General features: G+C 44.7%; 14 protein-coding genes, 1 tRNA gene and 1 riboswitch. Of the genes, 4 read left to right on the forward strand and 11 right to left on the reverse strand.

Features of this window, described 5'->3' with window-relative positions; all coding sequences use genetic code 11:
• The first annotated feature begins 80 nt into the window (after positions 1-80).
• Positions 81-157: transfer RNA gene (locus AB4405_RS04770), tRNA-Asp, on the forward strand.
• Positions 158-350: 193 nt separating this feature from the next.
• On the opposite strand, the gene lysC is transcribed toward AB4405_RS04770, so the two are convergent.
• Positions 351-1,700 carry a lysine-sensitive aspartokinase 3 gene (gene lysC, locus AB4405_RS04775; RefSeq protein ID WP_372059843.1) on the reverse strand — a complete coding sequence of 450 codons (1,350 nt, stop codon included), beginning with the start codon at positions 1,698-1,700 and terminating at the stop codon, positions 351-353.
• Between the two features lie 99 nt (positions 1,701-1,799).
• Positions 1,800-1,976: riboswitch (Lysine riboswitch) on the reverse strand.
• A 176-nt stretch (positions 1,977-2,152) separates the two neighbouring features.
• On the opposite strand from lysC, the gene AB4405_RS04780 reads away from it, so the two are divergent.
• A complete protein-coding gene (locus AB4405_RS04780; RefSeq protein WP_372059845.1) occupies positions 2,153-3,271 on the forward strand; it encodes an alanine--glyoxylate aminotransferase family protein in 1,119 nt (372 codons plus the stop codon).
• A 108-nt stretch (positions 3,272-3,379) separates the two neighbouring features.
• Here AB4405_RS04780 and AB4405_RS04785 read toward each other — a convergent pair whose 3' ends face one another.
• The 3 genes from AB4405_RS04785 to pepA form a co-directional block, all read right to left on the reverse strand.
• Complete coding sequence (locus AB4405_RS04785) at positions 3,380-6,253, reverse strand: valine--tRNA ligase (RefSeq protein WP_102469762.1); 2,874 nt, start codon at positions 6,251-6,253, stop codon at positions 3,380-3,382.
• Between the two features lie 97 nt (positions 6,254-6,350).
• On the reverse strand, positions 6,351-6,806 hold the full coding sequence (locus AB4405_RS04790) for a DNA polymerase III subunit chi (RefSeq protein ID WP_372059846.1): 456 nt from the start codon (positions 6,804-6,806) through the stop codon (positions 6,351-6,353).
• Between the two features lie 39 nt (positions 6,807-6,845).
• Positions 6,846-8,354: a leucyl aminopeptidase gene (gene pepA, locus AB4405_RS04795; RefSeq protein WP_102469764.1), complete on the reverse strand. Its 1,509-nt coding sequence runs from the start codon at positions 8,352-8,354 to the stop codon at positions 6,846-6,848.
• Between the two features lie 191 nt (positions 8,355-8,545).
• On the opposite strand from pepA, the gene lptF reads away from it, so the two are divergent.
• Positions 8,546-9,661, forward strand: a complete 1,116-nt coding sequence (gene lptF, locus AB4405_RS04800) for an LPS export ABC transporter permease LptF (protein ID WP_102469765.1) — start codon at positions 8,546-8,548, stop codon at positions 9,659-9,661.
• A gap of 3 nt (positions 9,662-9,664) precedes the next feature.
• Positions 9,665-10,735, forward strand: a complete 1,071-nt coding sequence (gene lptG / locus AB4405_RS04805) for an LPS export ABC transporter permease LptG (protein ID WP_102469766.1) — start codon at positions 9,665-9,667, stop codon at positions 10,733-10,735.
• Between the two features lie 183 nt (positions 10,736-10,918).
• On the opposite strand, the gene yacG is transcribed toward lptG, so the two are convergent.
• The 7 genes from yacG to AB4405_RS04840 are packed head-to-tail and all read right to left on the reverse strand — an operon-like array spanning position 10,919 to position 16,891.
• Complete coding sequence (gene yacG / locus AB4405_RS04810) at positions 10,919-11,116, reverse strand: DNA gyrase inhibitor YacG (RefSeq protein ID WP_102469767.1); 198 nt, start codon at positions 11,114-11,116, stop codon at positions 10,919-10,921.
• Between the two features lie 41 nt (positions 11,117-11,157).
• Entirely contained in the window at positions 11,158-11,898 is a 741-nt protein-coding gene (gene zapD / locus AB4405_RS04815) for a cell division protein ZapD (protein ID WP_102469768.1), read from the reverse strand.
• 32 nt (positions 11,899-11,930) lie between these two features.
• Positions 11,931-12,539: a dephospho-CoA kinase gene (coaE, locus tag AB4405_RS04820; protein ID WP_102469769.1), complete on the reverse strand. Its 609-nt coding sequence runs from the start codon at positions 12,537-12,539 to the stop codon at positions 11,931-11,933.
• Positions 12,539-13,411 carry an A24 family peptidase gene (locus AB4405_RS04825; protein ID WP_372059847.1) on the reverse strand — a complete coding sequence of 291 codons (873 nt, stop codon included), beginning with the start codon at positions 13,409-13,411 and terminating at the stop codon, positions 12,539-12,541. The genes coaE and AB4405_RS04825 overlap by 1 nt, the downstream gene beginning before the upstream one ends.
• A gap of 42 nt (positions 13,412-13,453) precedes the next feature.
• On the reverse strand, positions 13,454-14,680 hold the full coding sequence (locus AB4405_RS04830; protein ID WP_372059848.1) for a type II secretion system F family protein: 1,227 nt from the start codon (positions 14,678-14,680) through the stop codon (positions 13,454-13,456).
• A gap of 60 nt (positions 14,681-14,740) precedes the next feature.
• Positions 14,741-16,429 carry a type IV-A pilus assembly ATPase PilB gene (pilB, locus tag AB4405_RS04835; protein ID WP_372059850.1) on the reverse strand — a complete coding sequence of 563 codons (1,689 nt, stop codon included), beginning with the start codon at positions 16,427-16,429 and terminating at the stop codon, positions 14,741-14,743.
• Positions 16,430-16,891, reverse strand: a complete 462-nt coding sequence (locus AB4405_RS04840) for a pilin (protein ID WP_372059851.1) — start codon at positions 16,889-16,891, stop codon at positions 16,430-16,432. It abuts the gene before it with no gap.
• Between the last annotated feature and the right edge of the window lie 303 nt (positions 16,892-17,194).

Consider the following 17,194-nt stretch of genomic DNA (forward strand, 5'->3'; position numbering starts at 1 on the left):
ATCGCCAGGCTTTAATTTCGTTGTTATCTTTTTAATGAAAGATGAGAACAAGAAATAGCATTATGCTGAATAGACACTGCGGAGTGGTAGTTCAGTTGGTTAGAATACCGGCCTGTCACGCCGGGGGTCGCGGGTTCGAGTCCCGTCCACTCCGCCACTTATACTAAGCCCTAGTCGAAAGACTAGGGCTTTTTTACGTCTGTACAAAATAAAAATTAAGATTATTAGTCTTAAAGTACTTATTTTCACATAGTCGTTGATGTCTGTGAGCGCTATTAATGTTAAGTGTTAAAAAAGCTCAAGTGGGTAGCTTGAGCTTAGGTTTAATGACGACTAGGTTCTACGTTACATTATTCAAATAGGTCGACGTGCAGCCTTCTCACGGCCTCTTTTGCCACTTCGGCATCAAGTAAGAAACATAAATTATGTGGACTTGCTCCGTAACAAATCATGCGAAGGTTAAATGCTTCGAGCGTGCCAAACACTGCTTTCGCAGATCCTTTCTTCTCGCTCATTTTATTACCAATTAAGGCTACTAGGCTCAGGCCTTGTTTGACTTCTACCGTACAGAGCTCTTCTAATTCTTGTTTTACATCGGCGGGTAGTTCAGGTGCGTGACCACTTGTGTCGGTCTGATCGAGTGTTAATGAGACGCTTACTTCTGATGTGGTGATAAGATCAACGGAGATCTTATGCTTGGCAAGTATCGTGAAAACGTCTGCCAAAAATCCATAGGCTTGGAACATTTTAGGGTTACGTAGCGTAACCATCGTCTGATTATTACGAAGCGCTAGTGCTCTGAATAGAGGCGCGCTTTCTACAGTTTGACGAACCCAAGTTCCACCGTCTTGTGGTGCTTTAGATGAGCCCACAAAAACTGGAATTTGATGCCTTAACGCTGGTAAAAGAGTGGATGGGTGCAAGATTTTGGCACCAAAGTTAGCCATTTCAGAGGCTTCGCTAAAGCTAATCTCAGGGATTGGACGAGCATTGGGGGCAATTCTAGGGTCGGTTGTATAGATACCAGGGACATCAGTCCAGATTTCTAGCCCACTTGCTTCGACTGCTTCCGCAATAAGTGCTGCACTATAATCACTTCCTCCGCGACCTAGCGTTGTGGTCTCTCCATCAGCATCAGCACCAATGAACCCTTGTGTAATTACAACATGTTCCTGACATAAAGGGATTAGCTTGGTGTCTGCGAGTATTTTTGTTGCTTCAAGGTCTGGCTCGGCTTTTCCGTAGTTATTATCTGTTCTTAGTACTTCACGAATATCAAATCGAATCGCGTTGATGCCACGTTCTTTCATAAGTTGTGAAAGGATGTGTGTTGACATTCTTTCACCACAAGCCACTAGGTGGTCGGTCAGTTTTGCGGTGACATCGATGCATGCTACTTCAGATAAAGTGGTGATTTTCTCTATGAGTGCATTAATACGATCTTTAATTGAGCTCGCGTCATTTAGGCTATCCATAATGTTGTCATGGATAGATCTTAGTTTATCGATAAGCTCTGCTCTTCGGGCATCATCTTTTACGCCGTTAGCAAGCTCTACCAATATATTCGTCACGCCTGAACATGCACTAATGACCACCAGTTTTGTTTCAGGGTTATTTTCGATAATTTCAGCACAACGGCTCATTGCTTCGAAGTTGGCTACGCTTGTGCCACCAAATTTAGCTACATTGAATGCGCTCACAGTTTTCTCCAGGATTTCCAAATGTAATATCATGGGCAATTGCCCAACGTCCGATGTTTTGAAGAGAAATTAAGAGTAGAGGAATACAACAGTAGAATAGACCTCAGAAGCTCTTCACCAATGTGCTTGGTGACAGTTAAAGGGATTCAGCCCGTTTAACCGATAAACTAACTCATCAAATTTAGCTTATCTCGGCACTGCTCCCCATGGGTGATATGTATTGGAGTTGAAGCTCCACATTGTCACTTGCCTGGGCAGTGCTCCTCTTCTGCTTGATAGCGTGTTTATTCAACGTTTTTACAATGAAAATGTCAATGAAGAACGTGTAAATTAATAAAAATACTAGAAAGCAAAGTTGTTGCGAAATTGTTGATTTAAGATGCGTTGTAGAACAAACTATTTATCCTTAGAGATCTTTTACTCATTATTATTAGAAAATAAAAGGATTTGTTATGACCATCTCTAGCTTTATCCCTCCACATCGAACGCTTATGGGACCGGGCCCCTCTGATATCTCACCACAAGTTTTACAAGCATTGAGCCGTCCGACAATTGGCCACCTCGACCCGTTGTTTATCGGAATGATGGATGAGCTTAAGGTGTTGCTCAAATATGCGTTTCAGACAGAGAATGACTTTACTATTGCTGTTTCTGCTCCTGGAAGCGCTGGTATGGAAACGTGCTTTGTCAATTTGATTGAGCCTGGGGATAAGGTCATTGTCTGTCGTAACGGCGTGTTTGGCGACCGCATGAGAGAAAATGTGGTTCGCTGTGGCGGGCAAGCCATTGTTGTTGATGACGAATGGGGGCAGCCAGTTTCTATTGATAAAGTCGAACGAGCGATCGAAGAAAACCCTGATGCGGTCTTATTAGCCTTTGTACATGCTGAAACTTCTACGGGTGCGGTGAGCGATGCAAAGCGCCTAGGACAGATAGCAAAGAAAAATAATATGCTGACGATAGTCGATGCCGTGACTTCGTTAGGTGGCGTACCTTTGCTTGTTGATGAGTGGCAACTCGATGCGGTTTATTCAGGTAGCCAAAAATGTCTTTCATGCGTCCCTGGTTTATCACCAGTGACACTCTCACCTTTGGCGATTGAAAGTATCAAAACTCGGAAAACGCCGGTGCAAAGTTGGTTTCTAGACCAAAGTTTAGTGTTGGGGTATTGGAGCGGTGAAGGAAAGCGAAGTTACCACCATACTGCACCCGTCAACAGCTTATATGCACTGCACGAATCGCTAGTACTGTTGAAAAATGAAGGGCTTGAGCGCGCGTGGCAACGACACAAAGACATGCACTTATTATTGGCTGATGGTTTAGAGAAACTTGGGCTAACTTTTGTCGTCGAGAAAGAAAGCCGATTGCCTCAACTTAACGCCGTTTATTTTCCTGAGGGTGTCAATGACGCTGCTGTTCGTCAACAGCTTTTAGAAGAGTATAACCTGGAGATTGGTTCAGGCTTAGGCGCGCTTGCCGGTAAGGCATGGCGGATAGGGCTAATGGGGTATGCGGCACGCAAAGAAAACGTAGCGTTGTGCTTAAAAGCTCTCGAGTCTGTGTTGAAATAGTCTGCCGTCATATTAAATGAATAAAAAAAACCGAGAGTTATCACTCTCGGTTTTTTACTATAATAGCCAGCGTTAATAGAAGCTTATGTGAAGCTTAATCATTACTCATTAAAGTGAGGCAATGGTTTGTTTCTGTTCTTCTAGTTTAATTAACGTTTCTTTATAGCCGTCCAGTTTTTCACGTTCTTTAGTGATAACCGCTTCAGGCGCTTTCGCAACAAACCCTTCATTGCTTAGCTTGCCTTCAGTACGCTTAATCTCACCCTGAATCTTGCTCACTTCTTTATCGAGTCGTGCAAGTTCAGCATCCTTATCGATAAGGCCAGCCATTGGAATCATCAGTTCAGATTTTCCAACAAGCTTGGTGGCACAAGCCGGTGTTTCTTCTCCAACCGCTAAAATCTTGATGTCATCAAGTTTGGCTAGAGAGGTTAGGACGATCTTGTTTGCTTCGATACGAGTAGCATCCGTCTCATCAGCAACCTTGATCATCACCTCTAAGCCTTTGCTTGGTGCGATGTCATATTCTGCACGAAGATTACGAATTGCCGTAATGAAAGTCTTAACCCACTCAATGTCGTCAACGATTTCAGCATTGAAGTTATCTTCATTAAACTGAGGAAGTGCTTGAGTCATGATGGTCTCGCCTTCAACACCTTCAATCAATGGCTTAACACTCTGCCAGATTGATTCTGTGATATAAGGAAGCACAGGATGAGCAAGGCGCAACGTTTTCTCTAGAACCGTGATAAGCGTGTAACGCGTTGCTTGTTGTTGAGCTTCAGTACCCTTCCAAAGAACAGGTTTAGTTAGCTCTAGGTACCAGTCACAGAATTGGTTCCAGATGAATTCATAAAGCGTGTTTGCCGCCATGTCTAGACGGTAGTTGTCTAGGTGAGCGTTAAACTCTTTTGCTGCAACTTCAAACTGAGATTCAATCCACTTATCGGCAAGAGAGAACTCCATGTTTGCACGGTCTTCGGTAGACAGTGACATGCCACAATCGTGCTCTTCTGTATTCATCAGTACGTAACGACTTGCGTTCCATAGCTTGTTACAGAAGTTACGGTAACCCTCTAGACGCTTCATATCCCAGTTGATATCGCGGCCAGTTGAAGCCATAGCAGCAAGAGTGAAACGCAGCGCATCCGTACCGTACGGTTCGATACCGTTTTCGAAAGTCTTACGTGTTGCTTTCTCGATCTTAGCCGCTAGTTTAGGTTGCATCATGTTGCCACAACGCTTTTCTACTAACTCTTCAAGGCCGATACCATCAATCATGTCGATTGGGTCAAGCACGTTACCTTTCGACTTGGACATTTTGTCGCCATTTTCATCACGGATAAGACCTGTCATGTAAACGGTTTTGAAAGGAACTTGAGCTTTGCCGTCTTCGTCTTTCACGAAGTGCATGGTCATCATGATCATGCGAGCAACCCAGAAGAAGATAATATCAAAACCCGATACTAGTACTTCAGATGGGTGGAATGTTTTCAGGGCTTCTGTATCTTCAGGCCAGCCTTGCGTGCCAAATGTCCAAAGTGCAGAAGAGAACCATGTATCTAGGACATCATTATCTTGCTTAAGCACAATAACAGGCGCTAGGTTATTCTTTTCACGCACTTCTTCTTCAGTGCGACCTACGTATACTTTTCCGTCGTTGTCGTACCATGCCGGGATACGGTGGCCCCACCAAAGTTGACGAGAGATACACCAGTCTTGCACATCACGCATCCACGCGAAGTACATGTTTTCGTATTGCTTAGGTACGAATTGGATCTCACCATCTTCAACGGCTTTAACAGCAGGTGCAGCAAGAGGAGCGGTACGCACATACCATTGGTCAGTTAGCATTGGTTCGATAACCACACCACCACGGTCGCCGTAAGGAACGGTTAGGTCGTGATCTTTGATCTCTTCAAGAAGACCAAGTTCATCGAACTCAGCAACGATAGCTTTACGCGCAGCAAAACGCTCCATGCCTTGGTACTTAGCAGGGATCTCTGTTGAATAAACATCGCTTTCTTCGCCGTTAGTCGTGAATACTTCAGCAGCATCACGGATATCAGCGTTGAACGTTAGGATGTTGATCATTGGTAGGTTGTTGCGCTTACCTACTTCATAATCGTTAAAGTCATGAGCAGGTGTGACTTTCACACAACCCGTGCCTTTCTCCATGTCTGCGTGTTCATCACCTACGATAGGGATAAGGCGGTTAACAACAGGAAGTAGGATGTCTTTACCGATGAGATCTTTATAACGAGGATCTTCTGGGTTAACCGCGACGCCAGTATCACCAAGCATGGTTTCTGGACGAGTCGTAGCAACGACAATGTAGTCTTTACCATCAGCCGTTTTCACACCGTTCGCTAATGGGTAACGGAAGTGCCACATGAAACCTTTTTTGTCTTTGTTTTCAACTTCAAGATCAGAAATTGCAGTGTGCAGTTTAGGATCCCAGTTTACTAGACGCTTACCACGGTAGATTAGGTCTTCTTCGTATAGACGAACAAACACTTCTTGAGTTGCAGCCGATAGGCCATCGTCCATTGTGAATCGTTCACGATCCCAATCAACAGAAGCACCAAGACGACGCAGTTGCTGGGTGATCGTGCCACCAGACTCTGCTTTCCATTCCCAGATTTTATCGATAAACGCTTCACGACCGTAGTCGTGTTTTGTTTTGCCTTCTTCAGCAGCGATCTTACGCTCGACAACCATTTGAGTGGCAATACCCGCGTGGTCGGTGCCGACTTGCCATAGCGTATTTTTACCTTTCATACGCTGTGCACGGATAAGTGTGTCCATGATGGTGTCTTGGAAGGCATGGCCCATGTGCAGGCTACCAGTGACGTTCGGTGGCGGGATCATGATGCTGTAAGCTTCTTTTGAGGTGTCACCGTGTGGCTTAAAGTAGCCTTTCTCTTCCCAAGCTTGATATAGGGCTTGTTCGATTGATGTTGGGTTGTATGTCTTTTCCATAGCGTTCTGGATACTTAACTTATTAATTCTGTGAAAGAAATCTGCCAAACCTTATAATTAAGCGTGATTATCGCTTACCTATAAGGATTGACCGTGATTAGGATTCGGTATGCTGAATCTCGATGGTCTGCAGCTGATAGCCTGCTTGTCGGTAAATTTTATACCTTTCTCGAGCAAGTTGCTTTGCTTTTTCTTCGCAAGGCACGAAGTCTACCACTTGAGCGAATGTCTGGGCAAAGGTTGAGTGCGTCTCGGCAACATTTATCACCAACTGACGATTCCAGCTCGGCTTTAAGCCATCAAATCCAATCTCTACAGGGGTGCCATTTTTAGGCCCCTCACCGACTAAATTGTGAGCGATAAACGCGCTAGCATCAATCTGCCAAAAGTATTCAGCCCAAGCTTCTGCGGAGACTCGGTCGGTGGCATTGAGATAGATTTTGGCACCTTGGCCAGTAAAATGTCGGCAAAGATAATGAACATAAGCCAAAAAGCCTGGTTCTGTATTTTCCAGGCTTTCTTCTTCAACGATATAAAATGTTGCAGTTTGCATAACTACCTAAAAAGTAAAAGGGCCGTTAGGCCCTTTTTTTTATTCTTCAGTTTCGTGGCCACTTCGATTGAGTAAGAATTGGACAAGCAGGGAGACAGGGCGACCTGTTGATCCTTTCGCTTTACCTGATTTCCAAGCGGTGCCTGCAATATCTAAGTGTGCCCAATGATACTTCTTAGTGAAGCGGGATAAGAAACAACCTGCGGTAATGGTGCCACCAGGACGACCACCAATATTCGCCATATCGGCAAATGGGCTGCTAAGTTGTTCTTGGTACTCATCGGCCATTGGTAGGCGCCAAGCGCGATCGCCAGCCTGCTCTGAAGCGTTAACCAGTTCATGAGACAATGGGTTATGGTTAGAAAGGACACCACTGATGTGATGACCCAGAGCGATAACACATGCACCGGTTAGCGTTGCAACATCAACAACACATTCAGGTTCAAAGCGCTCAACGTAAGTAAGGGCATCACAAAGCACTAAGCGACCTTCTGCGTCGGTATTAAGTACTTCAACGGTTTGGCCTGACATCGTCGTTAAAATGTCACCAGGGCGATAAGCGTTACTACCAGGCATGTTTTCACAGCCGGCAAGAATACCAATCACATTGATAGGCAGGTTCAACTTTGCCAAAGCTTTCATGGTACCCATGACAGAAGCTGCGCCACACATGTCATACTTCATTTCATCCATGCCTTCACCTGGCTTGAGTGAAATACCACCTGAATCGAAGGTTAAACCTTTACCAATAAGTACGATAGGCTTTGCGTCAGAATCCGGGTTGCCTTTGTATTCCATGATAGACATCAGGGATTCATTTTTAGAACCGCGCCCAACGGCTAGATAAGAGGTCATCCCTAGCTTTTCCATCTCTTGCTCACCAATGATCTTGGTGGTGACCGTCTCGTAATCGTCAGCAAGACGACGAGCCTGAGACGCTAAGTAGGCTGGATTTGCAATGTTAGGTGGCATGTTGCCAAGATCTTTAGATGTCTTAACACCCGATGCAATCGCAAGACCATGAGAGATGGCTTTTTCGCCTAGGTTTAATTCTCGGCGTGTTGGCACATTGAAGACTAGCTTGCGCAAAGGACGGCGAGTTTCTGGTTTGTTGCTCTTGAACTGATCAAACGTGTAAAGACCATCTTTGGTTGCTTCAACGGCTTGACGTACCTTCCAGTAGGTATCACGACCTTTAACGTGTAACTCAGTTAAGAAACAAACGGCTTCCATTGAACCGGTTTCATTCAAGGTGCTGATTGTTTTTTGGATGATTTCTTTGTACTGACGTTCACCCAATTCTCTTTCTTTGCCACAGCCAACTAAAAGTACACGCTCTGAGAGCACACCTGGGACTTGATGCAATAGCAGCATTTGCCCTGGTTTACCTTCTAGGTCACCACGGCGTAGCAAAGAGCTAATATAGCCATCACTGATTTTATCAAGCTGCTCTGCAACCGGAGACAGACGACGTGGCTCAAATACACCAACGACAATGCATGCACTGCGTTGTTTCTCTGGACTGCCACTTTTAACACTAAACTCCATGCGTACTCCTACATCCTAAAGACAAATAGAACTAAATGTTGGATAATCAATTATCAATGTTTGAATCATAGTCCCCAATTCGGCCTATAATCGTAAGATAAGAATTGATCCAAAAAGTAAAAAATAAAAGGTTTATCCGAAAACTATAGCGATTCAACCAAAAAAACAAGTTTTGTATAGGTGTTTTCACTGTGATTATTGTTAGATATTTGATCAGAGAAACAGTTAAGAGCCAATTAGCGATATTTTTTGTGCTCTTTTTAGTGTTTTTCAGTCGTCAATTTATCAATGTGCTAGCGGATGCTTCTGATGGAGATATACCCGCTGGCCTGATTATGACTCTCGTGGGTATTAGTATGCCCACGATGGGGTTACTGATGTTTCCGTTAAGTATCTACATTGGTATTTTGGTCACTTTCGGACGGCTTTACGCTGAAAGTGAAATAACAGTGATGAATGCAACCGGGATTGGAAATAAATTTCTGATTCAGGCCGCCATGTATTTAGCGTGCATTACGTGTGCGCTTGCGGCGTTTAATGCGTTTTGGCTGGCACCGTGGACACAAGAACAAGAAGTGCAAATTCGTGAAAAGTTGGCGTCGGAAAACTCGGTCGACTTATTGCAAACCGGGCAGTTTCAGCGTACTCCGGATGGTACCTCTGTGGTGTTTATCGATAGCATTAAGAACAAAAAGCTCGAAAATGTGTTTGTTGCCCAATTGAGCCCCCAAGATTCTGTGTTGCCGAGTGTTATTTCATCAAAATCAGGTGAAGTGAAAGAACTCAGTGATGGCCGACAGATTATCGCGCTGCATGACGGTGTGCGTTATGAAGGCGCGCCTACACGCTTAGAATATATGGTCACCGAGTTTTCGGATTACGAAGGCATGATAGGGCAGCGTGAGGCACAAGCTCGAGGACGTTCGTGGATGGCAATTCCAACATTAGAGTTAATGTCTAATCCAGATCCAAAAGCGCAAGCTGAATTGCATTGGCGAATTTCATTGGTGATTTGTATTCCTTTGCTCACGATGCTCGTTGTGCCATTGTCTGCCGTGAACCCTAGGCAAGGGAAATTTGCAAAAATGGGCCCCGCCATTTTGGTTTATTTCACTTACTTCTTAGCAATCAGTGCGATGAAGTCATCATTGGAGGATGGCTCTATTCCGTCATATATCGGCCTGTGGCCAATCAATATTGCGCTTTTGTTGGCCGCTATTATGGTCAATGCTTATGATACAGTCGGCATGCGTCGATTGAGAGAGAAGTTTAAGCAAAAGCGCTATAAACGGAAAAAGGCAGCCTAGACTATGTTCAAAATTTTAGATGTTTATGTTGGCCGGACCATTATTACGACAATTTTGTTGGTGCTTGCTGTTTTCGTTGGGCTTTCTGCCGTCATTAAATATGTTGAACAGCTTCGAGCGGTTGGTGAAGGCAGTTATGACCTCCTCACTGCGTTGTATTTTGTGGTGCTTGGCATTCCTCGGGATGTGGAATTGTTTTTTGCTATGGCGTCACTATTAGGGTCTTTGATTGGGTTAGGAATGCTCGCAAGCAGCTCTGAGCTGGTGGTTATGCAAGCGGCAGGGATCTCAAAGGTTCGTATCGGGCTATCGGTATTAAAAACCGCCGTACCGTTAATGGTTATTGTGATGGCCTTAGGGGAATGGGGGGCGCCGACGACTCAACAGATGGCAAGGGACCTCCGACTTCAGGCCACATCAGGGGGGAGTATCGTCTCTGTCAGAAACGGTGTCTGGGCTCGCGATGGGAATGACTTTATTTTTATCTCTAGTGTTAACGGCAATACATTGACCGGACTTAACCTTTGGCGTTTTGGTGCAGATAAAAAACTGACCAGTACTATTTATGCTGAGACTGTGGATTATGTTGGTGATAATGATTGGGTAATGAACAATGTTCAAATCACTAACCTAGAAAACTCTGAGGTGTTCTCCAAACAAAGTTACCCCACTTATCAATGGGAGACCTCATTGGTACCCGATAAGTTAACGATTGTTACTGTTGATCTTAATGAGCTACCAATTAGTGGTCTATATGATTATATGAAGTATCTCAAGGCATCAGAGCAAGATGCCTCTCGTTATGAGCTTGCGTTTTGGAGAAAAGCGACACAGCCGATCTCGGTCGGCGTTATGATGTTAATGGCATTATCATTTGTCTTTGGTCCCTTACGCAGTGTGACGATGGGGGCTCGAATTTTATCTGGCGTGGTAGCTGGATTTACATTTTACATATCGAGTGAGTTTTTTGGTCCACTCAGCTTAGTTTATGGTATTCCACCAGTATTTGGCGCGCTGGGTCCAAGTCTTGTATTTTTACTCATTGCCACATTATTGTTACGTCGGAAATTGTAATGTCGACGGCTTACTTTAATGCAATAAAATTGATTGTGAATGGGTGATCGAGCCTAGATTTTGTTTTTGTTCAACCGCTTATGTTCATGCATAAAAAACGCTGAGACTAATCTCAGCGTTTTTTATTGGTGTCTTACCCTAAACAGGGTGAGTATTTTATTAGTCAAACCTTGACCATATTAATTAATATTGGTCTTCTGACCATCCATCACTGTCGGACATATCTGGCGCACCAGGGATCGCATTTTCTTCATCTGCCCATTCACCAAAGTCGATCATTTGGCATTGCTTAGAGCAAAAAGGTCGAAAGGGGCTGTCTTCAGCGCTCCATATCACGTCAGTTTTGCATTGTGGGCATTGTACAATGGTTGGTTTAGTCATAGTCGTTCCGCATTTACATTTTAGTCTCGGACAATGAGCTTTTAGCTACAAACGGCCAGCTCAAATTCAACGTCGTTAGGGTAGGCTTGTCCGGATTCAAAGGCAATAAATTTGATAGCAAATCTATTTTTATGACCTGATATCATTGGGTACACGCCGCACTCCATAGGAATGCTGAGTCTAAGAATGTTAGCGTCTTCTGCATCACTTTGATAAAAGCCAGCACGAGCAATCTGTGGCTTTAATCGCCCTGTCTCTCTCGTGAGTTTAAGCCACATATTTAAGGCGTTCATCAAAGGCTTTAGGTTATTGAGCCACTTTTCTGTGTCATGCATACGCTTTTCGAGTGGAAGGTGAAGCCAATAATGCAAAGAGGGTAAATCAAAGCAGCAAGAACCGCCAGGCAAGCCAAAGCGTTGACGAATCGTGCTAAGGAAGCGATCTTCTCTTAGTGATTGCCCAAAGCGTTCTGCCATCATTAGGTCTTTATGTGCGACGTCGATATCCCGAAGAAGGTTACCTAGCATATCTTGGTCAACATCATCAATGTTCAACCATGATCGATAGGTTTGTCTTTGTTTCTCCAGATCTTTCGCTAATTCGCTTTTGAGCTGCATCTGCTCAAATATCTCCAACAAATCAAACAGTGATTTAAAGAAAATCTGATGCTGATAGCTGTCTGAAAATGACGAAGAATGCTGAAGCTGTCTCAGAAGAGATTCAACTCTTAGGTAAATTCTGGTTTTCTCGTTAAGAGGGTGTTCGAATCTATTTGTGGTCATTTTGCTAGCCTTTAAACGCTTCCCTGTTATTTTCACCGATTTTGACTGCACAATGCTAGGTACTTTTGGTGTAATTGTGTGACTTGGGACAAAAGTTGAGCGTTGTTTGTATTATTATCAATCACATCATCAGCATACGCTAATCGAGTTTCTCGATCAGCCTGTGATTTGAGTATAGAACGCACTTGTGATTCTGGTACACCGTCCCGTGTCATTGTTCGGTAAATTTGTGTTTCCTGAGTGACATCAACAACCAAGACACGATCTGCCATATTATTTAAGCCGTTTTCAATCAACAACGGTACGACAAAAAGTGTATAGGGGCTCTGCGATGCTTGCAGCATTATCTGCATTTGCTCACGAATCATCGGGTGCAACAAGTTATTGAGCCACTTTTTGTCGTCGTCACTGGCAAAAATACGTTCGCGCAATGCATGGCGATCGAGTTCTCCAGTCGATAATAATATCGATGAGCCGAAGTGCTTTTCGATAGCCTTGAGGCCATGAGAACCCACGGCGACAACGTCTCTGGCGACCACATCAGCATCAACTAATTCAATATTGAATTGGTCACGAAAAAGATTAGCAACGGTGGTTTTTCCACTCGCAATGCCTCCAGTTAACCCAACTACAAAACTCATCAGCTCATTCCAACAAAAGAAATTAAATAATAGTGAATAATCGTGTCACCCCAAAGTGCACTAACCCAACCAGCAATCGCGAGGTATGGCCCAAATGGAAACATCATGTCAATCCCTTTCTTTTGTAGGCGAAGTTGAATGATGCCAAACACCACACCGACCACAGAAGAAAGCAATACAATAAGCGGTAGATGAGACCAGCCGAGCCAAGCGCCAAGCGCAGCGAGCAGCTTGAAATCGCCATACCCCATACCTTCTTTTCCGGTGAGCAGCTTAAATCCCCAGTAAACAGACCATAGACATAAATATCCCATCATTGCCCCTATGATGGATTCATTAAGAGAGATGGGAGAAATGCCAAATAGAGCACAGGCAATACCCGCCCACATCAAGGGTAATGTCAGTTGATCGGGGAGTAACATCGTATCCAAATCGATAAATGTGGCACTGATAAGAACAAAAGTAAAAACGATTAAGGCTAGACTATATTCGCTATAGCCCATTTGTATTGCTACCGTTGCCGCGAGAACAGCGGTAAGGATTTCAATGCACGGATAACGAGCACTAATTCTATTCTGACATTCACGACATTTTCCACGAAGCAATAGCCAGCTGATGACGGGGATATTATCAATAATCCGTATCGCGGTATGGCACTTCGGACACGTAGAACGAGGAAGGCTTAGGTTAAATGTCCCTTCAGGTGGCGTAATATGATGCTCAGGAAATGCTTCAGAACACTCTTGACGCCAACCGCGTTCCATCATTATAGGCAATCGGTGGATAACGACATTGAGAAAGCTGCCCACGATAAGCCCAACGATGGCGGCGAAGACCGGATAGAGCCAAGGATAATAACTGAAGATGTCCATGAATACGCGCGCGCCGTTAATAAATGATATGAATCGCTTATGTTATCCTATTACGGACATTAAGTTAAAGATGGGTAAGTACATCGCTACCACTAACCCACCGACTATGGTGCCCAAAAAAACTATAATGAAGGGCTCGAGAATTTTTCCTAGGTTATCGACGGTGTTATCAACCTCAAATTCATAAATTGCCGCGATTTTATTGAGCATGTCATCGAGTTGTCCTGACTCTTCACCAATCATCACCATTTGTAGCACCATTTCAGGAAAAGCCTCCGCATTACGCATGGCGAGGTGTATGGGAGTACCTGCCACAACGTCACTATGAATGGATAATATAGATTGTTGATAATAGGTACAGTCTGCGGTTTTAGCGCTGGCCTGAATACTAGAAAGGATGGGGATACCAGAGCTAAAGCTGGTAGCAAGTGTTCGACTGAATTTCGCAATCGATGCTTTGCTAATGATGCCACCGATGACAGGAAGACTCAGAGAGTAGCGGCTAGTATGAAACTTGAAGCGAGCGTTGTGTTTTCTAATCTGTCGAAAACCAAGCATACTGGCGATAAGGCTGCCTATTAATAAGGTCCCATTAGCTTGTAGCCAATGGGAGGCCATTAGTATCTGTAATGTGAACCAAGGCAGCGTCGCATTGAAGCCCTTGAACATACTTTCAAACTCTGGAATGACTTGAGTGAGCATTAAAAAAGTCACAAGAAATGAAACCAGTACCACCATTCCAGGGTAGATAAGTGCCTTGATGACCTTTGACTTCAGAGCTTCTTGTTTCTCTCTATACACAGCGAGACGTTCAAATACATCGGGTAAGGTACCTGATGCTTCACCCGTCGCCACCATATCAACATAAAAGCTGTCAAAATGAACGCTCGCCATTTGCATTGCCTGTGAAATCGGGGTTCCAGCTTCAATCGCCTTACCTATTTGTCCTAGCACCGACTTCATCTCAGCTTTGGTGTGATTATCCGCAATGAGCCTTATCGCGTGAATGATTGGGATGCCAGTACTGAGCATCGTGGCAAGCTGTCGCGTGAGGGTTGTGATGTCTTGCCGTTCAATCCTGTGCGTAATTTTGGTCCAAAACGAGACACTGTGTCGGGTTATTTTTTTAATTTTAACATGCTGGTTTTTGAGCTTGTCCCTAACTTCGTTTTCTGTCATGGCCAGCGTATGACCAGACACCTTTTTACCTGCGCTGTTGATGCCTTTCCAGCGAAAGGTTTTCAGTGAAATAGCTCGAATCTTAGCCATTGGCATTCCTTTCATCGTGATGTAAAGAGGGCTTGTGGGCAAGGCCTGTGCATTGTTGACCTAAAAGTAGAGAACGCGCTGCAGCTCTTTAAAGCTGGTAACCCCTTGTTCCAATTTGGCGATACCAGACTGTTTTAAGCTGAGCATACCTTGCTCGGTCGCGATAGATTCCAGCTCTTGAATACTCGCATGTTGCATGATCGCTTCTGCGAGTTCCGCTGTGAATGGCATGACTTCGTGGATTCCTGTGCGCCCCGCATACCCATTATTACAGGCATTGCAGCCTTTCTCGTTGGCTTGATAAATAGTGACGGATGGCGATAAGGCGAGAGAGTGTTGTAACCCGAGCGGTAGTATTTGTGGTGTTTTACAATGAGTGCAGAGTTTGCGAGCCAGTCGTTGTGCGATGATTAGGGATAAGGATGAGGCAAGGTTGAAAGCATCGATCCCCATGCTTTGCAATCTAACCACGGTTTCTACTGCTGAATTGGTGTGTAAAGTAGAAAGCACTAGGTGCCCTGTCTGAGCGGCTTTGACCGCAATCTCAGCGGTGTCAACATCTCGAATTTCTCCCACCATTACAATATCGGGATCTTGCCTTAGAAAAGATCGTAGCGCTTCAGAGAAACCAAAGCCAATTTTAGGGTTAACTTGGACTTGGTTGATGCCATCAAGATGGATCTCGACCGGATCTTCTGCCGTTGATATATTGCATTCCGGCGTATTGAGAATGTTCAATCCCGTGTAGAGTGAGACGGTTTTTCCGCTGCCAGTAGGACCCGTGATCAGGATCATTCCTTGGGGTTTGTTTAACGCATTGAGGTAGAGTGTGCGTTGGTGTTTGGTATAGCCAAGCTGATCAATATTTAAACTTGCCGATCCGCCATCGAGGATCCGCAATACAATCTTTTCTCCCCACATCGTGGGCAGTGTAGAGACTCGCATATCGACGGCTGCCTGCTCAGACAGCTTGAGTTTAATTCGACCATCTTGCGGTAAACGCCGCTCAGCAATATCGAGCTTGGCTAAAATTTTAATGCGGGCAGAGAGGCGTCGGCTTAGGTGTCCAGCAGGCTGGTGGGTTTCAATTAAAATACCGTCACAGCGTAAACGAATGCGGTAGACGTGTTCATAGGGCTCGAAGTGGATGTCGGATGCTTTCTTGCGAACGGCGTCAATGAGCACTTGTTGGATAAAGCGGCTGACAGGTGATTCATCGAGGCTTAAGTCCTCGATGTTGTCTATCTCTGCATCGGTGACTTGCACCAAGTTAGCTAAGTCATCAGACGTCAGATCTTTACTGTTGTTTTGCCAAGCATCTCCGATATCACCATACAAGCGACGAACGGCAGCCCGAATGTCTTGATGGCTGGCTAAGACGAGCTCTATTTGCAGACCAGTGGCAAAGCGAAAATCATTCTCAACATGGTGTAAGGTTGGATCGCCAATCGCGACAGTGAGAACACCATTAAATTGAGAAAGTGGCAACGCGTTGTGATTGGTAATGGCATCGCGCAGTCCTAAGCGTTGGCACAGCTCAGTAAAATCAAAATCATCAATGAGCGTAACCGCAAGGCCAAACAATAAGCTTAGCTGGTGGGTTAATTCCTGCGGTGTGAATAGATTAAGCTCAAGCACCGCATCGGGCGCGGAACAGCCCGATGTGGCGATGAGATCTAACACCGACTCCGCTTGCGCAGGGCTAATTAGGCTAGCGTGCTGCAAGATTGAGGGGAGGTTGGATTGCATTTATAGATTTGAATCTTCAGAGCATCCTTTGGGTAAGACTCCTGAGTTTTCTGAAGCTGTACTTTTACAACTCCAACCACCATTTTCGTCTCGAATTAATCCAAGCTTTTGTCCCTTAACAGAAGGGCTTGAGTTTGGTATATCAGAGAAGGCTATGACAACGCTTCCTGCTGCACTCACCGTCCCCTGAATTGACGTAATTGCATTACTTATCGAGGATGGAAAACCCAGTAGTTCTTTAACGCCATTTTGGCTAGAATTTGGGAAGCTTCCTTTTTCTAATGTGTAAGTTTCTACGTTTGTTTTTAAACCTGACAGTGTGGCTAAAGCTGAAGCGGCTTCAGATTTACCAACATACTTTTGATACTGAGGAAGGGCAACCGCTGCCAACACGCCAATCACCGCAACTACAATCATCAGTTCAATCAAGGTAAAACCTTGTTGCTTAATGTTTTTTTTCATCGTTTTGTCCTTAGAATAGTGATACCTAGCTACAGTAGAGAGCAGGCCATGCGCAATAAAGTGCACATTGGTTGAGCTACGAGTGAGTCGGGAAATTATTGGAATGCGTTGCACGGTATGCAGGAGAGCTTGCGAGTGGGGTTGGAGTTTGGGTTGTAGGCGGAGGAAGAGCGGTTCAATGGCCCTGTGGCCCTATGGTTTAGGGGAAGAGCAGTTCCTAGTTCCTAGATGGGGATACTGAATTAACAGTATTATTTGACAGGTTGAGCATTAAACGTAGTCTAGGACCACAGGACCACAGGA

Origin of the sequence: Vibrio sp. 10N.261.51.F12, from assembly GCF_041471725.1 — a bacterium.
Lineage (GTDB): Bacteria > Pseudomonadota > Gammaproteobacteria > Enterobacterales > Vibrionaceae > Vibrio.